This window comes from uncultured Romboutsia sp., from assembly GCF_958366745.1.
GTDB lineage: Bacteria > Bacillota > Clostridia > Peptostreptococcales > Peptostreptococcaceae > Romboutsia > Romboutsia timonensis.
Genome location: NZ_CATXCO010000019.1, coordinates 1 through 20,748 on the forward strand (window position 1 = coordinate 1; position 20,748 = coordinate 20,748).

Below are 20,748 nucleotides of genomic sequence, written 5' to 3' on the forward strand. Positions count from 1 at the left end.
CAGGAGTTGTTGCTTCTATAGTTGAATAATCTTCTTTAGTGGATTAATTAATAGATAAAAAGAGAGGGGTATCCCTCTCTTTTTTATTTAAATGAAGAAAATTCATAAATAGTAATAATATACTAGTTATATTTCATTGACAAAATGCTATAAATTTTATATACTAAGTGAGTGCTTTGTTAGAGGAAATAAATCAAGTTTAAACCAGGTTTTACATAATAAATAAAATTTGTGAAATTTTAAAAAAAACTTGAAAAAAATAAAAAAATAATGTAAAATATAATAGTGTGCTTGAGAGATACGAAAAATAAACTAAATCTTAGTTAGTAGCGACCTATTGTCGATTTTTAAAAATGCAACACACCCGGAGCAGTGTATCGGCATAAGTCGCGCGTAACTTAAAGATTAAACGTGCGATAAAGGAGGGAAATTAAAATGGCTCAAAATGAAAAAATAAGAATAAGATTAAAATCATATGATCACAAATTATTAGATTTTTCAGCTGCTAAAATAGTTGAAACTGCTAAGAAAGCTGGATCACAAGTTTCAGGACCTGTGCCACTACCAACAGAAAAGCAAATAGTAACTATATTAAGAGCTGTACACAAGTACAAAGACTCTAGAGAGCAGTTCGAAATAAGAACTCATAAGAGATTAATAGACATAGCTAACCCAACACCTAAGACTGTTGACTCATTAATGAGATTAGATTTACCAGCTGGTGTTGATATAGAAATAAAGTTATAATAGCAACCTAAGATTATTATCCTATAAGGAAATTCTCTTAGTATGATTATAGAATTATAATCCGCTGTAAGATTATAGGAGGTGCTAATATGAAAGGAATATTAGGAAAAAAATTAGGTATGACTCAAATATTCACTGAAGAAGGTATAGTAGTACCTGTAACAGTTGTTGAGGCAGGACCAAACGTTGTAACTCAAGTTAAAACAGTTGAGAAAGACGGATACAACGCAATACAAGTAGGTTTTGAAGATGCTAAAGAAAAATCTTTAAACAAACCACAAAAAGGACATTTAGCTGCTGCTAATGTTTTAAAGAAACACTTAAAAGAGTTTAGAGTAGACGCTGTAGAAGAATTCACAGTTGGACAAGAAATAAAAGCTGACTTATTCGCTGCAGGAGAAAAAATAGATGTTACTGGAACAAGTAAAGGTAAGGGATTCCAAGGTCCAATAAAGAGACATGGACAATCTAGAGGGCCTGAATCTCACGGTTCTAGATACCACAGAAGACCAGGTTCAATGGGAGCATGTTCTTTCCCAGGTAGAGTTTTCAAAAACAAAAAACTAGCAGGACACATGGGTAGCGTTAAAGTTACTGTTCAAAACTTAGAGGTTGTTAGAGTAGATGCTGATAAGAACCTTATATTAGTTAAAGGTGCTATACCAGGACCTAAAGGTTCAATGGTAACTATAAAGGAAGCTGTTAAGTCTTCTAAATAATGACTAACCTAAGAAAGGAGGAAGCACAATGCCAAAATTAAATGTATTAAATATTAATGGACAAAATGTTGGAGAAATAGAATTAGTAGATTCTATATTCAACGTAGAAGTTAATGAACATGTTTTATATGAAGTTGTTAAAAATCAATTAGCAAACAAGAGACAAGGTACTCAATCTGCTAAGACTAGAGCAGAAGTTAGAGGTGGCGGAAGAAAGCCTTGGAAACAAAAAGGAACTGGTAGAGCTAGACAAGGTTCTATAAGAGCAGTACAATGGGTAGGTGGAGGAGTTGCTTTCGCACCAAAGCCAAGAAGCTACAACTACACATTACCAAAGAAAGTTAGAAGATTAGCTATGAAGAGCGCTTTAACTTCTAAAGTACAAAACGGAGAAATGATAGTATTAGATGCTTTAAACATGGAAGCTCCTAAGACTAAAGAATTCGTTCAAATATTAAAGAACGTAAATGCTGCTAAGAAAGCTTTAGTAGTAACTGCTGAAAATAACGAAAACGTAATAAAATCAGCTAAAAACATAGAAGGTGTTGCAACTGCTACAGTTAACACTATAAATGTTTACGATATATTAAAGTATGATTCATTCATAATAACAACAGACGCTGTTAAAAAAGTGGAGGAGGTGTACGCATAATGACTAATCCACATGATATAATAAAAAAGCCAGTTGTAACTGAGCAAAGTATGATGGAAATGGCTAACAAGAAATATACTTTCGTTGTTGCTAAAGATGCAAACAAGACTGAAATAAAGAAAGCTGTAGAAGCTATATTCGGAGTAAATGTAGAAAAAGTTAATACATTAAACTACGATGGAAAAGTTAAAAGAATGGGTAGACATGAAGGAAGAACTGCAAGCTTTAAGAAAGCAGTAGTTAAATTAACTGCTGATAGCAAAGAAATAGAATTCTTCCAAGGAATGTAATTAACCCCTAACAAACGAAGGAGGGAAAACAGATGGCTATAAAAAAGTTTAAACCAACTTCTCCTGCCTTAAGACAAATGACAGTTTTAGTTTCTGATGAAATAACTTGTAATCAACCAGAAAAATCTCTTTTAGTTTCTTTAAAGAAAAACTCTGGTAGAAATGCACAAGGTAAAATAACTGTTCGTCACAGAGGTGGAGGAAACAGAAGAAAATACAGAATAATAGATTTCAAGAGAAATAAAGATGGAATACCTGCAAAGGTTGCAACTATAGAATACGATCCAAACAGAACTGCTAACATAGCTTTATTACACTATGCAGATGGTGAAAAAGCTTATATATTAGCTCCAGTTGGATTAGAAGTTGGAACTACAGTATTATCAGGACCAACAGCTGACATAAAGCCAGGAAATGCTATGGCGTTAAAAGATATGCCAGTTGGTACAGTAATACACAATATAGAATTAAAGCCAGGAAAAGGAGCTCAATTAGTAAGATCTGCTGGGGTTTCTGCTCAATTAATGGCTAAAGAAGGAAAGAAAGCTTTATTAAGATTACCATCAGGAGAAATGAGATTCGTTTCTATAGATTGTAAAGCTACTATAGGACAAGTTGGTAACATAGAACACGGTAACGTTGTTATAGGTAAAGCTGGTAGAAAGAGACATATGGGTATAAGACCTACTGTTAGAGGATCTGTAATGAACCCTTGTGACCATCCACACGGTGGTGGGGAAGGTAGAACTTCAATAGGTAGACCTTCACCAGTTACTCCATGGGGTAAACCAGCTCTTGGATACAAAACTAGAAAGAAAAACAAAGCTTCTGATAAGTTAATAGTATCAAGAAGAACTAAGTAATAGATTTACTTTTTGCCCGGAAAGGAGGAAATTAAATGTCAAGATCAACTAAAAAAGGACCTTTTGTCCACGCAAGACTTTTAAAGAAAATAGAAGAAATGAACGCTAACGGAAATAAAGAAGTTATAAAGACTTGGTCAAGATCTTCAACTATATTCCCACAAATGGTAGAACATACTATAGCTGTTCATGATGGAAGAAGACATGTTCCTGTATTTATAACAGAAGACATGGTTGGACATAAATTAGGTGAATTCGTTCCTACAAGAACTTTCAAAGGACACAAGGACGACGAAAAATCTAATAAGAGAAAATAATAAATTTCTGACTAAGGAAGGAGGAATAGCAAATGGAAGCAAAAGCTACTGCTAAATATGTACGTGTATCACCAAGAAAAGCAGGACAAATCTGTGACCTTGTTAGAGGAAAAAATGTTGATGAAGCATTAGCAATATTAAAGTTCACTCCAAGAGGAGCGGCTGAGATAATAGCTAAGGTTGTAAAGTCTGCTAAAGCGAACGCTGAAAACAATCATGAAATGGATGCTGATAAATTATATGTTGCATCAATAGTTGCAAACCAAGGACCTACAATGAAGAGATTCATGCCTAGAGCTATGGGTAGAGCAACAATGATAAGAAAGAGAACTTCTCACATAGAGGTTGTTCTTAAGGAAAGAAAATAATTAATAGATAGGAGGGATAATAATGGGTCAAAAGGTTAATCCACACGGACTAAGAGTCGGTGTTATAAAAGATTGGGACTCAAGATGGTTCACAACTGATAAGAAAGAATTCGGAAACTTATTATTAGAAGACCATAATGTACGTAATTTCTTAAAGAAAAGATTATACTCAGCTGGAGTTGCTAAGATAGAAATAGAAAGATCAGCTAACAAATTAAAATTAGACTTACACGTTGCTAAGCCAGGTGTAGTTATAGGAAAAGCTGGTGCTGGAATAGACGCATTAAAAGCTGAATTAGAAAAAATGACTAAGAAAACTGTAATAGTTAACATAGTTGAAGTAAGAAACCCTGATAAGGATGCTCAATTAGTAGCAGAAAATATAGCGTTAGCTATAGAAAGAAGGGTTGCATTCAGAAGAGCTATGAAGCAAGCTATACAAAGAGCTATGAAGTCAGGAGTTAAAGGTATAAAAGTATCTGCTTCTGGTAGATTAGGTGGAGCTGAAATGGCTAGAACTGAAGGATACAGCGAAGGAAATGTTCCTTTACAAACATTAAGAGCTGATATAAACTATGGTTTCGCTGAGGCTAACACTACTTACGGTAAAACTGGTATAAAAGTTTGGATATGTAACGGAGAAGTTTTACCAACTAAGAATGGTGTAAACCCAAGAGAAGAAAGAAGAAACGATAGAAGAGATAACAAGAGAAACGATAGAAGAGATAACAGAAGAAATAACAGAAGAGGTAATGATAATAGAGGAAACAATAGAGGACAAAGACCTCAAGGATCAAGACCTCAAAGAACTGAAAACAAAGGAAACTAATAAATAAGGTTCGAGGAAGGAGGAAATACTCATGTTAATGCCAAAGAGAGTAAAACGTCGTAGAGTTCATAGAGGAAGCATGGCTGGTAAGGCTCAAAAAGGTAACAAAGTTACTTACGGAGAGTTCGGATTAGTTGCAATGGAAGCTTCTTGGATAACTTCTAATCAAATAGAAGCTGCCAGAATCGCGATGACAAGATCAATAAAAAGAGGCGGGAAAGTTTGGATAAAAATATTCCCTCATAAGCCTGTAACAAGAAAGCCAGCTGAAACTCGTATGGGTGCTGGTAAAGGTTCTCCAGAATACTGGGTAGCAGTAGTTAAGCCAGGAAGAGTTATGTTCGAATTAGCAGGTGTTTCTGAAGATAAAGCTAGAGAAGCTATGAGACTTGCAATGCATAAACTTCCAGTTAAATGTAAGTTTGTAAAAAGAGAAGATTTAGAAGTAAAGGGTGGTGAATAGGATGCAAGCTAAAGAATTAAAGAGTTTAACAAGCGAAGAGCTAATGAATAAGTTAAATGACTTCAAAAGTGAATTATTTAGCTTAAGATTCCAATTAGCTACTGGTCAATTAGAAAATACAGCTAGAATAAAATTCGTTAAAAAGGATATAGCTAGAGTTAAGACTGTCCTTGCTGAAAGAAAGTTAAACGAAACTAGAGCTTAATTTGGAAAGGAGGCTTTTAAACATGGAAAGAGGAAGAAGAAAAGTTAGAATAGGCCGTGTTGTAAGTGACAAAATGGATAAAACTATAGTTGTTGCAGTTGAAGATTTCGTACGTCACCCATTATATAATAAGCCAGTTAAGAGAACTAAAAAGTTCAAGGCTCACGATGAACAAAATGTATGTAGAATCGGAGACAGAGTAAAGATAATGGAAACTAGACCTTTATCAAAAGATAAGAGATTCAGACTAGTTGAAGTTGTTGAGAAAGTTAAGTAGTTTTTTGGAAAAGGAGGGATTACGATATGATACAACAAGAGACACGTCTAAGAGTTGCTGATAACTCTGGTGCAAAAGAAATACTATGTATACGTGTACTAGGCGGAAGTAAAAGAAAATTTGGTAACATAGGCGACGTAATAGTTGCTACTGTTAAAAGTGCAACACCTGGTGGAGTTGTAAAAAAAGGTAAAGTTGTTAAAGCTGTTATAGTTAGAACAAAGCAAGGCGTAAGACGTAAAGACGGAAGTTATATATCTTTCGATGAAAACGCAGCTGTTATAATAAAAGACGACAAAACTCCAGTAGGAACTCGTATATTCGGGCCTGTTGCTAGAGAGTTAAGAGATAATGACTTTATGAAAATAGTTTCTCTTGCTCCAGAAGTACTATAATAAGGAGGTGCAATAGGACATGATGCGTGTTAAAAAAGGTGATACTGTTGTAGTTATAGCAGGTAAAGATAAAGGTAAAAAAGGTACAGTTGTTAAAGTAATGCCTAAAGCTAACAGAGTTGTAGTTGAAGGAGTTAACGTAATAACTAAGCACCAAAAGCCAAATGCTATAAACCCACAAGGTGGAATAGTAAACAAAGAAGCTTCAATACACATATCTAACGTAATGCCACTTGATCCTGAGACAGGAAAAGGAACAAGAGTTAGATTTGAAATGAAGGATGGAAAAAAAGTAAGAATAGCAGTTAAGAGCGGAAAAGAAATATAATATAGCTTGAAAGGAGGGACCTTAAATGGCTTCTAGATTACAAGAAAAATACATGAAAGAAGTTGCTCCTGCTTTAATGGAGAAATTTGGATACAAAAACGTTATGGAAATACCTAAGTTAGACAAGATAGTTATAAACATGGGTATAGGCGATGCTAGAGAAAATCCAAAAGGATTAGAAAAAGCTGTAGAAGAAATGGAAATAATATCTGGACAAAAACCAGTTATAACTAGAGCTAGAAAATCAGTTGCTAACTTCAAATTAAGAGAAGGAATGCCAATAGGAGCGAAAGTTACATTAAGAGCTGACAAAATGTTCTACTTCATGGACAAGTTAGTTTCTGTATCTTTACCAAGAGTTAGAGACTTCAGAGGAGTTAACGCTAACGCATTCGATGGTAGAGGAAACTACGCTTTAGGTGTTAAAGAGCAATTAATATTCCCTGAAATAGAATACGATAAAGTAGACAAAGTAAGAGGGATGGATATAATATTCGTTACGACTGCAAAGACTGACGAAGAAGCACGTGAATTATTAAAATTATTAGGAATGCCGTTTTCTAAGTAAGCTTAGAAAAGGACATTTTCTAAGTTAATTATGAAGGAGGGATTCCAGTGGCTAGAAAAGCGATGGTTGTAAAGCAACAAAGAAAGCAAAAGTACGCTACTAGAGAATACACTAGATGTACTATATGTGGTAGACCACATTCGGTTTTAAGAAAATTCGGTATATGCCGTATATGCTTCAGAGAATTAGCTTATAAAGGTCAAATACCTGGTGTAAGAAAAGCAAGCTGGTAGAAGCTTGACCAAAATGGAAGGAGGGTTTCAATATGACAATGACAGATCCAATAGCGGATATGCTAACTCGTATAAGAAATGCTAACGTTGTTAAGCATGAAACTGTTGATGTTCCAGCTTCTAATATGAAGAAAGAATTATCTAGAATATTATTAGAAGAAGGTTTCATCAGAGGTTACGATGTTATAGAAGATGGAAAGCAAGGAATAATAAGAATACAATTAAAGTACGGACAAACTGGCGAAAGAGTTATATCAGGACTTAAGAGAATATCTAAGCCTGGTATGAGAGTTTATGCTGACAAGCATGAAGTGCCAAGAGTATTAAACGGATTAGGTATATCAATAATATCTACTTCAAAAGGGATATTAACTGATAAGCAAGCTAGAAAAGAAAATGTTGGTGGAGAAGTAATCTGCTACGTTTGGTAATATAAATGAACAATGTAAGGAGGTGCGACTATGTCAAGAATAGGAGTTAAACCAATAACTGTACCTGCAGGAGTTGAAGTTACTATAGCTGAAGGAAACTTAGTTACAGTAAAAGGACCAAAAGGTACATTAACTAAGAAATTTGATGCTGCTATAAGCATAAAGCAAGAAGAAAATACTATAACTGTTGAAAGACCTACAAACAACAAGCAACACAGATCTTTACACGGATTAACTAGAACTTTAATAGATAATATGGTTATAGGTGTTACTAATGGTTTCGAAAAGAAATTAGAATTAGTTGGTGTTGGATACAGAGCTCAAAAGCAAGGAAAGAAATTAGTTATGAACTTAGGATTCTCTCATCCAGTAGAAATGGAAGATCCAGAAGGATTAACAGTTGAAGTTCCTAACCAAACTGAGTTAATAGTAAAAGGTATCGATAAGCAATTAGTAGGAAACTACGCTGCTAAGATAAGAGACTGGAGAAAGCCAGAGCCATACAAAGGTAAAGGTATAAGATACGCTGGTGAAGTTGTAAGACGTAAAGAAGGTAAAACTGGTAAGAAATAATACCAAACTTAAACACTAGAAAGGAGTGGGCCTGATGTTAAAGAAAGCTGATAAGAATGCTAACAGACTTCAAAGACACAAAAGAGTTAGAAGAAAGATAACTGGAACTACTCAAAGACCAAGATTATGTGTATTCAGAAGTTCTAACAATATATACGCTCAAATAATAGATGATGCTAACAGAGTTACTCTTACAGCTGCGTCTTCTTTAGATGCAGAAGTAAAAGGTGCTGTTAACCACGGTGGAAACAAAGAAGCAGCTAAAATGGTCGGAGAAATGATCGCTAAGAGAGCTATAGAAAAAGGAATCACTGAAGTTGTATTTGACAGAGGTGGATACTTATATCACGGTAGAGTTCAAGTTTTAGCAGAAGCTGCTAGAGAAGCTGGACTTAAGTTCTAATTAACAAAAGAAACAAAGGAGGGAAATGCACATGTTACGTCGTAAGCCGATAGATGCAAGACAACTTGACTTAAAAGAGACAGTTGTTGAAGTTAGACGTGTTACTAAAGTTGTAAAAGGTGGTAGAAACTTCAGATTTGCAGCGTTAGTAGTAGTTGGAGATGAAAACGGACACGTTGGTGTTGGTACTGGTAAAGCAATGGAAGTACCAGACGCAATAAAGAAAGCTGTAGAAGATGCTAAGAAGAATCTTATACACGTACCAAGAGTTGGTACAACAATACCTCACGAAGTTAACGGACACTTCGGTGCTGGTAAAATATTAATAATGCCTGCTAAGCAAGGTACAGGGGTTATAGCTGGTGGACCTGCTAGAGCCGTACTTGAGTTAGCTGGATTAACAGACGTTAGAGCTAAATCTTTAGGATCTAACAACCCAAGAAACATGGTAAATGCTACAATAGAAGGACTTAACTCTCTAAAGACAGTTGAAGAAATAGCTAAACTTAGAGGAAAAAAAGTTGAAGAACTTCTAGGGTAAGGAGGTAGTGAAAGATGGCTAAATTACAAATAAAATTAGTTAGAAGTACAATAGGAACTACTCCTAACCAAAGAAAGAACGTTGAAGCGTTAGGATTAAGAAAAAGAGAACAAGTAGTTGTTAAAGAAGATAATGCCCAAATAAGAGGGATGATCACAAAAGTTAAGCATTTAGTTGAAGTAACTGAAATAGCTGAGTAATAATAACAGAAGTACGATAAGGAGGTGCAATCCATGAAGTTACATGAGTTAAAACCTGCTAAAGGTGCAGTAAAAGCTAAGAGAAGATTAGGTAGAGGTACTGCGACTGGACAAGGTAAAACTGCAGGACGTGGACAAAAAGGACAATGGTCTCGTTCAGGTGGTGGAGTTAGAGTTGGATTCGAAGGTGGTCAGATGCCACTTGCTAGAAGACTTCCTAAGAGAGGTTTCTCTAACCCAAATAAGAAAGTATTCACAGAAGTTAATGTTGAATTATTAAACAGATTTGAAAATGGAACTGTAGTAACTGCAGAATTATTAAAATCTACAGGTGCTATATCTAAAATAGAAAAAGACGGCGTTAAGATCTTAGGCGAAGGAAACTTAGAAAGAGCTATAACAGTTCAAGCTGCTAAGTTTACTGCTTCAGCTCAAGAAAAAATAGAAAAAGCTGGAGGAAAAGCAGAATTAGTTTAATCTAATCTGCTAACTCTTAGCCATTATAGGCGGGGTGAGTTAACGTGCTGTCACAAATAAAACAAGCTTGGAAGCTTAAAGATGTAAGAAGAAAAATATTATATACTTTGATGATGATTGTAGTATTTAGGATAGGTGCAACAATACCTGTTCCTGGAGTAAATACAAATATTATAAAGGGAATGGTTGACTCAAATGGTCTTCTTTCCCTATATAATATGTTTACTGGAGGAGCATTCAGTCAGTTTACATTATTTGCTTTAGGTATAGGTCCTGCAATAACTGCATCTATCATAATACAACTTCTAACTATAGGTTTTGAAAGTTTGGAAGAACTTCAAAAGTCTGGTGAAGAAGGTAAGAAAAAGATTAATAAATATACAAAATATATAGCACTAGTATTAGCGTTTATACAAGCAATAGCTATTACATTAGGTATTGTTAAAGGGGCGTTAATATCAAAAAGTGCATTCTTTATAATTACAGTTATATTAACATTAGTATCAGCAAGTATGCTGTTAATGTGGATAGGAGATAAAATTACTGAAAAAGGATTAGGTAATGGAAGCTCGATTATAATATTCATAGGTATTGTTTCGGGAATACCAAAAGATATTATATCAACTGTAAGTCTAGTAAAATCTGGAAAAGTACAAATATGGGCAGCGGTTGTGTTAGCAGTAGTAATACTTTTAACAATAGCAGCAGTTACATATATACAAGAAGCTACTAGAAAAATACCTGTACAATATGCTAAGAGAGTTGTTGGAAGAAAAATGTATGGAGGACAAAGTTCTCATATACCAATGAAAGTTAATCAATCAGGGGTTATTCCGGTAATCTTTGCTAGTTCACTTTTAGCTTTCCCTCAAACTATAGCAATGTTCATGGGAGCAGATGCTCAAAAATTTGTTCAAACATATTTAAGCCCTATGCAAGCGCCTGGAGTTTGGATATATAGAACGCTTGAAATTCTGTTGATAGTATTCTTCTCTTATTTCTACACTACAGTATCATTTAATACTGAAGATATAGCAAATAATATGAAAAATAATGGTGGATTTATACCAGGTATAAGACCAGGAAAACCTACTATAGATTATTTAAATAGAATATTATCAAGATTAACTCTAGCTGGAGCTTTATTCCTATCAGTTATAGTTATGATATCAGCAATTGTTATGTTCTTCATGAAGATACAAATAACATTAGTTGGGACATCATTACTAATAGTTGTTGGAGTTGCATTAGAGCTTAAGAGACAGTTAGAATCAAATTTAGTTATGAGAACCTATCAAGGATTCTTAAAATAAATTGGAGATGATAATATGAGAATAATATTACTTGGACCTCCTGGTGCCGGTAAAGGTACACAAGCAGCTGGTATTGTAGATAAATACAAAATACCTCATATATCAACAGGAGATATATTCAGAAAGAATATAAAAGAAGGAACAGATCTTGGTAAGAAAGCTAAAGAATATATGGATCAAGGATTACTAGTTCCAGATGAGTTAACTGTAGGTTTAGTTACAGACAGAATAACTCAAGATGACTGTAAAAATGGATTTATGTTAGATGGATTCCCAAGAAATGTATCTCAAGCACAACATTTAGATGCGTTTTTAAAAGAAGCTAATATAGCTTTAGACAAGGTAGTTAATATCGAAGTTGATAAAGAAATATTAGTTGGAAGAGCTGTAGGAAGAAGAATATGTAAATCTTGCGGTGCTACGTATCATGTTGAGTTTAATCCTTCTAAAGAGAATGGCGTATGTGATGTATGCCAAGGAGAACTTTACCAAAGAGCAGATGATAATGAAGAGACTGTATCAAAAAGAATACAAGTGTACTTAGATGAAACAAAACCATTAGTAGACTATTATAGTTCTCAAGGTATAATAGCTAACATAAATGGTCAACAATCTATAGAGAAAGTATTTGAAGACATAGTTAATGCTCTAGGATGTGAGAAATAATGATTATTATAAAATCACAAAAAGAAATTGAAATCATGAGGGAAGCAGGTAAAATAGTTGCTGAAACTCATGAGATCTTAAAGTCAGCTATAATTCCGGGAATATCTACTTTAGAGTTAGATAAAATAGCTGAAGAGAATATAAGAAAATACAATGCTATACCATCTTTTAAAGGATATGGTGGTTTTCCAGGTTCTATATGTGCTTCTATAAATGAAGAGGTAGTACATGGAATACCAGGAAATAAAATTTTAAAAGAAGGTGACATTGTAAGCTTAGATGTAGGAGCCTATTATAAAGGATATCATTCAGACTCTGCGAAGACTCACGGAGTAGGTGTAATATCTGAAGAAGATAGGAAATTAATAGAAGTAGCAAAGGAAAGCTTCTATGAAGGCATAAAATTTGCTAAACTAGGATATAGATTATCTGATATCTCACACGCAATACAAGCACACGTTGAGAAACATGGTTTCTCAGTTGTTAGAGATTTAGTAGGTCATGGAGTTGGAGTTGATCTTCACGAAGACCCTCAAATACCTAACTATGGCCCAGCTGGAAAAGGACCAAGACTTCAAGAAGGAATGGTTTTAGCTATAGAACCTATGATAAACGCTGGTCGTTATCAAGTTAAGACTTTAGCTGACGGTTGGACTATTGTCACTGTAGATGGCAAAAAATCAGCTCATTATGAGCATACGATAGCAATAACAAATGATGAACCTATAATATTATCAAGTCTATAGTTGCTAGATAAATAGGAAATATGCTATCAAAGTTAAGTCAATGATTTAACTTATTGAAATGGAGGTTTGGTTAGTTAATGGCCAAAAAAGATGTTATAGAATTAGAAGGTACAGTTGTAGAAGCTCTACCTAACGCTATGTTCAAAGTAAAACTAGAGAATGGACATGAAATATTATGTCATATATCTGGAAAGCTAAGAATGAACTTCATAAGAATTCTAGAAGGTGATAAGGTGAATGTTGAACTTTCTCCATATGACCTTACAAGAGGAAGAATTACTTGGCGTAAGAAGTAGACTATTTAAATATTAGTCTAAGGAGGGATTAACAATGAAAGTAAGACCATCAGTAAAACCAATGTGCGAAAAGTGCAAAGTTATAAAAAGAAAAGGTAAAGTAATGGTTATCTGTGAAAATCCAAAGCATAAGCAAAAGCAAGGATAAGAAATTATTACTAGTAATTTGTTGAAATTTATAGTATAATATAATACTGTGAAGTTAACAAAGGGTAGATTTTAATCGTAGATAAATCTATATTTAGATTGATATGATATTAAGATTTTAACACTAAAATTAAGTGTAGGAGGTGCGAATATGGCAAGAATAGCTGGGGTAGATTTACCTAGAGAAAAAAGAGCGGAAATAGGCTTAACTTATATATACGGTATAGGGAAAGCAACTGCTAACGAAATATTAGCTAAAGCTGAGATAGATCCTAACGTAAGAATAAAAGACTTATCTGAAGAGCAAGTTAACGAATTAAGAAAGATAATAGACAATGATTTCTTAGTTGAAGGTGACTTAAGAAGAGAGATAGCTTTAAATATAAAGAGATTAAGAGATATAAAATGTTACAGAGGTATGAGACATGCTAAAGGTCTTCCACTAAGAGGACAAAGAACTAAGACTAACGCTAGAACTAGAAAAGGTCCTAGAAAAACTGTATCTCGTAAGAAGAAGAAATAATAATTAGATAGGAGGGAAAACAATGGCTAAACCAAAAAAGAAAGTTACACGTGTAAGAAGAAGAGAGCGTAAAAACATAGAACGTGGTCAAGCTCATATACAATCAACTTTCAACAACACAATAATAACTTTAACTGATGTTCACGGAAATGCTATATCAGCAGCATCTTCAGGACAATTAGGATTCAAAGGATCAAGAAAAGCTACTCCATTTGCTTCTCAAATGGCTGCAGAAACTGCTGCTAAAGCTGCAATGGAACACGGCTTAAAAACTGTTGAAGTATTCGTAAAAGGACCAGGTTCAGGAAGAGAAGCTGCAATAAGAGCTTTACAAGCAACTGGACTTGAAGTAACAATGATAAAAGACGTAACTCCAATTCCTCACAATGGATGTAGACCACCAAAGAGAAGAAGAGTGTAATTATATAACGAGAAAATTAGGAGGTGTAAAGACATGGCAAGATACACAGGTGCATCATGCAGACAATGCCGTAGAGAAGGAATGAAATTATTCCTTAAAGGTGAAAGATGTTATACTGATAAATGTGCTATAGTTACAAGAAACTATGCTCCAGGACAACATGGACAAGGAAGAAAGAAAGTTTCTGGCTATGGTTTACAATTAAGAGAAAAGCAAAAAGTTAAGAGAATATACGGAGTATTAGAAACTCAATTCAAAAACTTATACGAGCGTGCTGACAAAATGGCTGGTATGACAGGGGTTAACTTATTAAGTTTATTAGAAAGAAGATTAGACAATGTTGTTTACAGAATGGGATTAGCTTCATCTAGAAAAGAAGCTAGACAATTAGTTGGACACGGTCACTTCTTATTAAATGGACATAAAGCTGATATAGCTTCTATGACAGTTAAACCAGGTGATGTTATAACAGTTAAAGAAAGATCAAAATCTTCTGCTAAATTCAAAGCTTTAGTAGAAGCTAACACAAAGGTAGCTCCTAAGTGGTTAGAAACTAACTTAGAAGAAATGTCTGCTAAAGTTGTTGCTTTACCAGCAAGAGAAGATATAGATCTTGAAATAGCAGAACACTTAATAATAGAGCTTTACTCTAAGTAATAAGCATATTTTAAAGATAACTTTTAAAGTTATCTTTGAAAAATTGTTTACCCTCAGTGGATTAATAAATTTAAGGGAGGGTTTTGTCCATGATAGAAATAGAAAAACCAAAAGTAGATATAATAGAACTTAGCGAAGACTATAGATATGGAAAGTTTGTTGTAGAACCTCTAGAAAGAGGATACGGCATAACTATAGGGAATGCTTTAAGAAGAATATTATTATCATCTTTACCAGGTGTTGCAGTTAATTCTATAAAAATAGATGGAGTTCTTCATGAATTCTCAACTGTACCAGGTGTTAAAGAAGATGTTACTGAAATTATATTAGCATTAAAAGAACTTTCAGCTACTATAGATGGTGAAGGTAGTAGAACTCTTAAAATAGAAGCTCAAGGACCATGCACTATCAAAGGATCAGACATAATATGTCCTCCTGACGTTGAAGTATTAAGCAAAGATTTACATATAGCTACGCTAGATGAAAATTCTAAGTTTAATATGGAAATACATGTAGACAAAGGTAGAGGATACGTTTCTGCTGAAGAAAATAAGACAGAGCATATGCCTATAGGTGTTTTACCTGTAGATTCAATATATACTCCTGTTGAAAAAGTAAGCTACCATGTTGAAAATACTAGAGTAGGTCAAAAGTCAGATTATGATAAATTAATACTAGAAGTTTGGACTAATGGAAGTATAAATCCTCAAGAAGGAATATCTCTAGCAGCTAAAGTTCTAGTTGAACACTTAAATCTATTCATAGACTTAACTGAGCATGTAAGCAACGTTGAGATAATGGTAGAAAAAGAAGAAGACCAAAAAGAAAAAGTTCTAGAAATGACAATAGAAGAATTAGATTTATCTGTTAGATCTTACAACTGTTTAAAGAGAGCGGGAATAAACACAGTTGAAGAATTAGCTAATAAATCTGAGGACGATATGATGAAGGTTAGAAATCTAGGGAAGAAATCTTTAGAAGAAGTAATCCAAAAGTTAGAAGAACTTGGACTAGGTCTTAAACCAAGCGAAGAATAGGCAAGAAGGAGGGATATAGTATGGCTACTTACCGTAAATTAGGACGTGAGACATCTCACAGAAACCTTATGTTAAGAAACTTAGTAACTGATTTACTAAGAAACGGAAGAATAGAAACAACTGTAACTAGAGCAAAAGAAACTCGTAGAATGGCAGAAAAGATGATAACTCTTGCTAAAAGAGGAGATCTTCACGCTAGAAGACAAGTTTTAGCTTACGTTATGGATGAGACTGTAGTAAACAACCTATTCACTGATATAGCTCCAAAATATGCAGAGAGAAACGGTGGATATACTAGAATAATCAAAAAAGGACCAAGAAGAGGCGACGCTGCTGAAATGGCTTTTATAGAATTAGTATAGTATAGAAAAGGATTAAGTTATATAACTTAATCCTTTTTTTATTATATTATGTTAATTTATCTAATTATTAACTAATTTGTTATGTTAGTTATTTTGATAAATATATTGAATTTACTATATAAAGTTTTTTAATTATCAAAATATAGTTTATTAGACTTGAGTATTTTTAATAATTATAACTAACTGGTATAACGAATTAACTAAAAATATTTATATTTTGAGATTTATAGATATAAGTTCTAATAATAATTCTAGATTATAAAACATTTTTATTATCTACGGTACTTTTAAATAATATAACGTAATAATTTTAATTAATGAAGTATTTTAATTAAAACTTATAGATTAAATTTTTTAGAACCTTAAACATATATAAGTTTTATGATTAAATAACAATCAAATTACTTAACATAGTTTTTACTTATGCAATAATTTGATTGTTATTTAAAATAATACAAAATAAAATAATAAAACTTCTATTATAGTTATTCTTTGCTTATTATTAAAAAATATAAAAATTGTATTTTAATGTTATAATATGTACTATTTATGTATTAAATTCTAGCTGTCAGAGTTAAAAAAATATATTAAGTTATGGTATAATATTAAGTAAACCATTTTTAAATACTAAATATACTACTTATGAGAAGGAGTTAATTGATGAAAAATATAATAGAAGTCAATAATGTATCATTTGAGTATATTACAGATGAAAATACGCTTAAAGCTATAGACAATCTAGATTTACAAGTAAAAGAGGGTGAATTTGTAGCTATAATAGGTCACAATGGTTCTGGAAAATCTACGCTATCTAAGAACCTAAATGCTATATTATTCCCTACTGAAGGTAATATACTTATAAATAAAATGGATACAAGAGAAGAAGATAAGTTATGGGATATAAGACAAACAGCAGGTATGGTATTCCAAAATCCAGATAACCAAATAGTTGCAACTGTAGTCGAAGAAGATGTTGCTTTTGGTCCTGAGAATTTAGGGATAGAACCTAATGAAATAAGAAAAAGGGTTGAGGAATCGCTTAAAAGTGTAGGTATGTATGAGTTAAGGGATAGACAACCTCACTTATTATCAGGTGGACAAAAGCAAAGAGTAGCTATAGCAGGTATAATTGCTATGAAACCAAAATGTATTATATTTGATGAAGCTACAGCTATGTTAGATCCATCAGGAAGAAAAGAAGTAATGAAAACTATAAAAAGGCTAAATAAAGAAGAGAATATAACAACATTACATATAACTCACTTTATGGAAGAAGCAGTTGATGCAGATAGAGTTATAGTTATGGAAAAAGGCAAAAAGTTACTAGAAGGTACACCTAAGGAAGTCTTTAGTAAAATAGATACTCTAAAGAATATAGGTTTAGATGTTCCCTGTATGACAGAATTATCTAATCTATTAAAATCAGAAGGATTAGATATAAGAGATGATATATTAACTGTAGATGAGATGGTGATGGAATTATGTCAATTGTAGTAAAAAATTTAACTCATATATATAATGAGGGAATGCCTTTTAGTAGTAAAGCCTTAGATAATATTAGTTTTGAAATAAAAGATAGAGATTTTGTTGGACTTATAGGTCATACAGGTTCAGGAAAATCAACACTGATACAACACTTAAATGGTATACTTAAGCCTTCATCAGGTGATATATATATAAATGATTTTAAAATAACAGATCCTGATTTAAATTTAACTGAAATAAGAAAAAGAGTTGGTGTAGTGTTTCAATATCCTGAATACCAACTATTTGAAGAAACTATAGAAAAAGATATAGCTTTTGGACCGTCTAATTTGGGTCTAGAAGAAGAGGAAATAAAAAATAGGGTAAAACTATCAATGGAAGCTGTTGGACTTGATTATGAGTTGTTTAAGGATAAATCTCCATTTGAATTATCAGGTGGTCAAAAAAGAAGAGTAGCAATAGCTGGTGTTATAGCTATGAACCCTGAAGTTTTAATCTTAGATGAGCCTACAGCAGGGTTAGATCCAGGTGGTAGGGATGAAATATTTGAACTTATAACTAAGCTTCATGAAAATAATAATATGACTATAATATTATCATCTCATAGTATGGATGATATGGCTAAGTTGGCTAAAAATATAATAGTAATGAATCATGGAAAAATAGAATTTATGGGTTCTCCAAGAGAAGTATTCAATTCTAATGTTGATAGACTAAAAGAAATAGGTTTAGATGTACCTCAAGTTTTAGAACTTGCTATAAAGTTAAGAGAAAAAGGATTTAATATAAGAGAAGATATATTAACGATAGAAGAAGCTAAAGAAGAAATACTGAAAGCAGTAAAAGGAGGGAAACAATGTTAAAAGATATAACAATAGGTCAACACTATCCTTCTAATTCTGTTATTCATAGGTTAGACTCGAGAATAAAACTTATAGCTACTTTTGTTTTTATGGTTTCCTTATTTATAATAAATAAGTTTTGGCCATACGCTATAGTATTTATATCTTTACTGGCTGTGATAAAGCTATCTAATATACCTACGAAATATATACTAAAGGGTCTTAAGCCTCTTAGATGGATTATAATATTTACGTTTGTAATAAATGTATTTTTCCTTCCAGGGGATCCGATATGGTCTTTTGGGTTTATAAAAATAACTGAACAAGGTATTAGCCAAGCTATATTTATGGCATTAAGATTAATATTCTTAGTTTTAGGTACATCTATGTTAACATTGACAACATCTCCTATGGATCTTACAGATGGTATAGAGAGGTTATTAAATCCATTTAATAAAATAGGATTACCAGTACATGAACTAGCTATGATGATGACTATAGCATTAAGATTTATACCTACACTATTAGATGAAACAGATAAGATAATGAAAGCTCAAATGTCAAGAGGGGCTGATTTTGAAAGTAAGAATCTTGTAAGTAGGGCTAAAAATCTAGTTCCGTTATTAGTACCTTTATTTGTTAGTGCTTTTAGAAGAGCAGAAGAGCTTGCGATGGCTATGGAAGCTAGATGTTATAGAGGTGGATATAACAGAACTAAAATGAGACAATCTATTATAACTAAAAGTGATTATATTGCAGGTTGTATACTGATAATATATTTGGTTATAATTATAATTACTAGATTTATCTAAAGAGGTATATTATGAGAAACTTAAAGATTACAATACAATATAATGGTTCTAATTATTGTGGATGGCAAAAACAACCAGATTCGTTAGGAATACAAGGTACAATAGAAAAGGCTATTCATGATATAACAAGAGAAGAAGTTAAGCTTACAGGATCTGGTAGGACTGATGCAGGTGTTCATGCATTAGGACAAGTTGCTAATTTTAAGTTAGAAAATGCTATACCTGTGGATAAAATACCGAATGCATTAAATTCTAAACTGCCTAAGGATATTTCTATAATTGACTGTATAGAAGTTGATGGTGAATTCCATTCTAGATACAATGCAAAAGGGAAAACATATAGATACTTAATACATAACAGTATGTATAGAAGTCCTATATATAAAGATATATCTTACCATGTTAAGTATGATCTTGACTTTGATAAAATGGTCAAAGAGTCTAAATACTTAATAGGAACACATGACTTTAAAGGTTTTATGAGTTCGGGATCGTCTGTAAAAGATACAGTAAGGGAAATATATGATATAAGACTGACTAAACAAGAAGATCTTATTGTATTAGAAGTAGAAGGGAACGGGTTCTTATATAATATGGTAAGGATAATAGTAGGAACACTGGTAGATATAGGTCGAGTAAGAATAAATAAGAGCTTAAAAGAAATAGTGGAATCTAAAAGCAGAAGTGAGTGTGGGCATACTGCACCAGCACATGGATTATTTCTTAAAAAAGTTGATTATTAGCTTGACACACCAGGGGGCATGTATTAAAATAAATTAGAGTGTGTTAATAAGTCCACTTGCCCCGGACTTGACATAAACGGTAAAATTTTTATATGAAAAAAAGTTAAGGAGGGACAACTATGAAAAGTTATATAGCTAAGCCAGCTGATGTACAAAGAAAATGGTACATCGTTGACGCTGAAGGAAAAACATTAGGTCGTTTAGCAACTGAAATAGCGACAGTATTAAGAGGAAAGCACAAAGTTACTTTCACTCCACACGTTGACGGAGGGGACTTCGTTGTTGTTGTAAACGCTGAGAAAGTAGTTTTAACAGGAAAGAAATTAGATCAAAAAATGTACAGATACCACACTGGTTATGTAGGTGGATTAAAAGAAATAACTTACAGAGAAATGATGGCTAAGAAGCCTGAGGAAGTAGTTGCTCATGCAGTAAGCGGTATGTTATGTAAGAATAAATTAAGAAGTAGAATGATGACTAGATTAAGAGTATTTGCTGGACCAAATCATGACCATGCAGCTCAAAATCCAGAAGTTCTAAACTTCAAATAATAATTGCGGGTGAAAGGAGGAGTTATCATGGCTAACGTTCAATACTACGGAACTGGAAGAAGAAAGCACTCTGTTGCTAGAGTTAGATTAGTTGCAGGTGAAGGAAACATAATAGTAAATGGAAGAGCAGTTGAAGAATACTTCAACTACGAAACATTAATAAGAGATGTTAAACAACCATTAGTTTTAACTAACAATGAAAACAAATACGATGTTATAGTAAAAGTTGAAGGTGGAGGATTCACTGGACAAGCTGGTGCTATAAGAC

At 33.0% G+C, this 20,748-nt stretch carries 37 protein-coding genes; all 37 read left to right on the plus strand.

Annotated features, from left to right (window positions below; all coding sequences use genetic code 11):
• Nucleotides 1-435 precede the first annotated feature (435 nt).
• Nucleotides 436-747 (plus strand): 30S ribosomal protein S10, encoded by a 312-nt coding sequence (gene rpsJ / locus Q5F54_RS02875; protein WP_071119044.1) that lies wholly within the window; start codon nucleotides 436-438, stop codon nucleotides 745-747.
• An 89-nt stretch (nucleotides 748-836) separates the two neighbouring features.
• Complete coding sequence (gene rplC / locus Q5F54_RS02880) at nucleotides 837-1,466, plus strand: 50S ribosomal protein L3 (protein ID WP_071119043.1); 630 nt, start codon at nucleotides 837-839, stop codon at nucleotides 1,464-1,466.
• Between the two features lie 28 nt (nucleotides 1,467-1,494).
• Nucleotides 1,495-2,118: a 50S ribosomal protein L4 gene (rplD, locus tag Q5F54_RS02885; protein WP_071119042.1), complete on the plus strand. Its 624-nt coding sequence runs from the start codon at nucleotides 1,495-1,497 to the stop codon at nucleotides 2,116-2,118.
• A complete protein-coding gene (rplW, locus tag Q5F54_RS02890; RefSeq protein WP_071119041.1) occupies nucleotides 2,118-2,408 on the plus strand; it encodes a 50S ribosomal protein L23 in 291 nt (96 codons plus the stop codon). Before rplD ends, rplW begins: the two co-directional genes overlap by 1 nt.
• Nucleotides 2,409-2,440: 32 nt before the next feature.
• Nucleotides 2,441-3,271: a 50S ribosomal protein L2 gene (rplB, locus tag Q5F54_RS02895; protein ID WP_071119040.1), complete on the plus strand. Its 831-nt coding sequence runs from the start codon at nucleotides 2,441-2,443 to the stop codon at nucleotides 3,269-3,271.
• Nucleotides 3,272-3,306: 35 nt separating this feature from the next.
• Nucleotides 3,307-3,588 carry a 30S ribosomal protein S19 gene (gene rpsS / locus Q5F54_RS02900; protein ID WP_281537506.1) on the plus strand — a complete coding sequence of 94 codons (282 nt, stop codon included), beginning with the start codon at nucleotides 3,307-3,309 and terminating at the stop codon, nucleotides 3,586-3,588.
• Between the two features lie 32 nt (nucleotides 3,589-3,620).
• A complete protein-coding gene (gene rplV, locus Q5F54_RS02905; RefSeq protein ID WP_071119038.1) occupies nucleotides 3,621-3,956 on the plus strand; it encodes a 50S ribosomal protein L22 in 336 nt (111 codons plus the stop codon).
• 22 nt (nucleotides 3,957-3,978) lie between these two features.
• Entirely contained in the window at nucleotides 3,979-4,785 is an 807-nt protein-coding gene (gene rpsC, locus Q5F54_RS02910) for a 30S ribosomal protein S3 (RefSeq protein ID WP_071119037.1), read from the plus strand.
• 31 nt (nucleotides 4,786-4,816) lie between these two features.
• Nucleotides 4,817-5,248, plus strand: a complete 432-nt coding sequence (gene rplP, locus Q5F54_RS02915) for a 50S ribosomal protein L16 (protein WP_180702545.1) — start codon at nucleotides 4,817-4,819, stop codon at nucleotides 5,246-5,248.
• 1 nt (nucleotide 5,249) lies between these two features.
• Nucleotides 5,250-5,453 carry a 50S ribosomal protein L29 gene (gene rpmC / locus Q5F54_RS02920; protein ID WP_071119035.1) on the plus strand — a complete coding sequence of 68 codons (204 nt, stop codon included), beginning with the start codon at nucleotides 5,250-5,252 and terminating at the stop codon, nucleotides 5,451-5,453.
• A 22-nt stretch (nucleotides 5,454-5,475) separates the two neighbouring features.
• Nucleotides 5,476-5,730: a 30S ribosomal protein S17 gene (gene rpsQ, locus Q5F54_RS02925; RefSeq protein WP_071119034.1), complete on the plus strand. Its 255-nt coding sequence runs from the start codon at nucleotides 5,476-5,478 to the stop codon at nucleotides 5,728-5,730.
• 26 nt (nucleotides 5,731-5,756) lie between these two features.
• The gene (gene rplN, locus Q5F54_RS02930) at nucleotides 5,757-6,125 is read left to right on the plus strand and encodes a 50S ribosomal protein L14 (protein WP_071119033.1); all 369 of its coding nucleotides are present in this window, start codon (nucleotides 5,757-5,759) and stop codon (nucleotides 6,123-6,125) included.
• A gap of 22 nt (nucleotides 6,126-6,147) precedes the next feature.
• A complete protein-coding gene (gene rplX, locus Q5F54_RS02935) occupies nucleotides 6,148-6,453 on the plus strand; it encodes a 50S ribosomal protein L24 (RefSeq protein ID WP_071119068.1) in 306 nt (101 codons plus the stop codon).
• Between the two features lie 25 nt (nucleotides 6,454-6,478).
• Complete coding sequence (rplE, locus tag Q5F54_RS02940; protein ID WP_180702546.1) at nucleotides 6,479-7,021, plus strand: 50S ribosomal protein L5; 543 nt, start codon at nucleotides 6,479-6,481, stop codon at nucleotides 7,019-7,021.
• 47 nt (nucleotides 7,022-7,068) lie between these two features.
• Nucleotides 7,069-7,254 (plus strand): type Z 30S ribosomal protein S14, encoded by a 186-nt coding sequence (locus Q5F54_RS02945; RefSeq protein WP_071119031.1) that lies wholly within the window; start codon nucleotides 7,069-7,071, stop codon nucleotides 7,252-7,254.
• A 32-nt stretch (nucleotides 7,255-7,286) separates the two neighbouring features.
• Nucleotides 7,287-7,685 (plus strand): 30S ribosomal protein S8, encoded by a 399-nt coding sequence (gene rpsH / locus Q5F54_RS02950; RefSeq protein WP_071119030.1) that lies wholly within the window; start codon nucleotides 7,287-7,289, stop codon nucleotides 7,683-7,685.
• Between the two features lie 30 nt (nucleotides 7,686-7,715).
• A complete protein-coding gene (rplF, locus tag Q5F54_RS02955) occupies nucleotides 7,716-8,258 on the plus strand; it encodes a 50S ribosomal protein L6 (protein WP_071119029.1) in 543 nt (180 codons plus the stop codon).
• 34 nt (nucleotides 8,259-8,292) lie between these two features.
• Nucleotides 8,293-8,661 carry a 50S ribosomal protein L18 gene (rplR, locus tag Q5F54_RS02960; RefSeq protein ID WP_071119028.1) on the plus strand — a complete coding sequence of 123 codons (369 nt, stop codon included), beginning with the start codon at nucleotides 8,293-8,295 and terminating at the stop codon, nucleotides 8,659-8,661.
• A gap of 31 nt (nucleotides 8,662-8,692) precedes the next feature.
• Nucleotides 8,693-9,202 carry a 30S ribosomal protein S5 gene (gene rpsE, locus Q5F54_RS02965; protein ID WP_071119027.1) on the plus strand — a complete coding sequence of 170 codons (510 nt, stop codon included), beginning with the start codon at nucleotides 8,693-8,695 and terminating at the stop codon, nucleotides 9,200-9,202.
• A 14-nt stretch (nucleotides 9,203-9,216) separates the two neighbouring features.
• Nucleotides 9,217-9,402: a 50S ribosomal protein L30 gene (gene rpmD, locus Q5F54_RS02970; RefSeq protein WP_071119026.1), complete on the plus strand. Its 186-nt coding sequence runs from the start codon at nucleotides 9,217-9,219 to the stop codon at nucleotides 9,400-9,402.
• A gap of 33 nt (nucleotides 9,403-9,435) precedes the next feature.
• On the plus strand, nucleotides 9,436-9,879 hold the full coding sequence (gene rplO / locus Q5F54_RS02975) for a 50S ribosomal protein L15 (RefSeq protein WP_071119025.1): 444 nt from the start codon (nucleotides 9,436-9,438) through the stop codon (nucleotides 9,877-9,879).
• Between the two features lie 44 nt (nucleotides 9,880-9,923).
• A complete protein-coding gene (secY, locus tag Q5F54_RS02980; protein ID WP_071119024.1) occupies nucleotides 9,924-11,192 on the plus strand; it encodes a preprotein translocase subunit SecY in 1,269 nt (422 codons plus the stop codon).
• Between the two features lie 15 nt (nucleotides 11,193-11,207).
• On the plus strand, nucleotides 11,208-11,858 hold the full coding sequence (locus Q5F54_RS02985; RefSeq protein WP_071119023.1) for an adenylate kinase: 651 nt from the start codon (nucleotides 11,208-11,210) through the stop codon (nucleotides 11,856-11,858).
• Complete coding sequence (map, locus tag Q5F54_RS02990) at nucleotides 11,858-12,604, plus strand: type I methionyl aminopeptidase (RefSeq protein ID WP_071119022.1); 747 nt, start codon at nucleotides 11,858-11,860, stop codon at nucleotides 12,602-12,604. Before Q5F54_RS02985 ends, map begins: the two co-directional genes overlap by 1 nt.
• Before the next feature lie 77 nt (nucleotides 12,605-12,681).
• Nucleotides 12,682-12,900: a translation initiation factor IF-1 gene (infA, locus tag Q5F54_RS02995; RefSeq protein ID WP_071119021.1), complete on the plus strand. Its 219-nt coding sequence runs from the start codon at nucleotides 12,682-12,684 to the stop codon at nucleotides 12,898-12,900.
• Between the two features lie 34 nt (nucleotides 12,901-12,934).
• Nucleotides 12,935-13,048 (plus strand): 50S ribosomal protein L36, encoded by a 114-nt coding sequence (gene rpmJ, locus Q5F54_RS03000; RefSeq protein ID WP_017753001.1) that lies wholly within the window; start codon nucleotides 12,935-12,937, stop codon nucleotides 13,046-13,048.
• A gap of 150 nt (nucleotides 13,049-13,198) precedes the next feature.
• A complete protein-coding gene (gene rpsM, locus Q5F54_RS03005; RefSeq protein ID WP_071119020.1) occupies nucleotides 13,199-13,570 on the plus strand; it encodes a 30S ribosomal protein S13 in 372 nt (123 codons plus the stop codon).
• 22 nt (nucleotides 13,571-13,592) lie between these two features.
• Complete coding sequence (gene rpsK, locus Q5F54_RS03010; RefSeq protein ID WP_026899687.1) at nucleotides 13,593-13,991, plus strand: 30S ribosomal protein S11; 399 nt, start codon at nucleotides 13,593-13,595, stop codon at nucleotides 13,989-13,991.
• Nucleotides 13,992-14,024: 33 nt separating this feature from the next.
• Nucleotides 14,025-14,648, plus strand: coding sequence for a 30S ribosomal protein S4 (gene rpsD, locus Q5F54_RS03015; protein ID WP_281537508.1), 624 nt, complete (start codon nucleotides 14,025-14,027; stop codon nucleotides 14,646-14,648).
• An 89-nt stretch (nucleotides 14,649-14,737) separates the two neighbouring features.
• Entirely contained in the window at nucleotides 14,738-15,685 is a 948-nt protein-coding gene (locus tag Q5F54_RS03020; RefSeq protein ID WP_071119018.1) for a DNA-directed RNA polymerase subunit alpha, read from the plus strand.
• Nucleotides 15,686-15,705: 20 nt separating this feature from the next.
• Nucleotides 15,706-16,047: a 50S ribosomal protein L17 gene (gene rplQ / locus Q5F54_RS03025; protein ID WP_071119017.1), complete on the plus strand. Its 342-nt coding sequence runs from the start codon at nucleotides 15,706-15,708 to the stop codon at nucleotides 16,045-16,047.
• 660 nt (nucleotides 16,048-16,707) lie between these two features.
• Nucleotides 16,708-17,541, plus strand: a complete 834-nt coding sequence (locus tag Q5F54_RS03030) for an energy-coupling factor transporter ATPase (protein ID WP_071119016.1) — start codon at nucleotides 16,708-16,710, stop codon at nucleotides 17,539-17,541.
• Complete coding sequence (locus tag Q5F54_RS03035) at nucleotides 17,529-18,395, plus strand: energy-coupling factor transporter ATPase (protein WP_281538169.1); 867 nt, start codon at nucleotides 17,529-17,531, stop codon at nucleotides 18,393-18,395. The genes Q5F54_RS03030 and Q5F54_RS03035 overlap by 13 nt, the downstream gene beginning before the upstream one ends.
• Nucleotides 18,389-19,186: an energy-coupling factor transporter transmembrane protein EcfT gene (locus Q5F54_RS03040; protein ID WP_281538170.1), complete on the plus strand. Its 798-nt coding sequence runs from the start codon at nucleotides 18,389-18,391 to the stop codon at nucleotides 19,184-19,186. The genes Q5F54_RS03035 and Q5F54_RS03040 overlap by 7 nt, the downstream gene beginning before the upstream one ends.
• 11 nt (nucleotides 19,187-19,197) lie before the next feature.
• Nucleotides 19,198-19,929 (plus strand): tRNA pseudouridine(38-40) synthase TruA, encoded by a 732-nt coding sequence (gene truA, locus Q5F54_RS03045; RefSeq protein WP_302333952.1) that lies wholly within the window; start codon nucleotides 19,198-19,200, stop codon nucleotides 19,927-19,929.
• A 119-nt stretch (nucleotides 19,930-20,048) separates the two neighbouring features.
• Nucleotides 20,049-20,480: a 50S ribosomal protein L13 gene (gene rplM, locus Q5F54_RS03050; protein ID WP_071119012.1), complete on the plus strand. Its 432-nt coding sequence runs from the start codon at nucleotides 20,049-20,051 to the stop codon at nucleotides 20,478-20,480.
• A 27-nt stretch (nucleotides 20,481-20,507) separates the two neighbouring features.
• Nucleotides 20,508-20,748: 30S ribosomal protein S9 (gene rpsI, locus Q5F54_RS03055; RefSeq protein WP_302333953.1), on the plus strand; the 241-nt coding region annotated here is incomplete at its 3' end.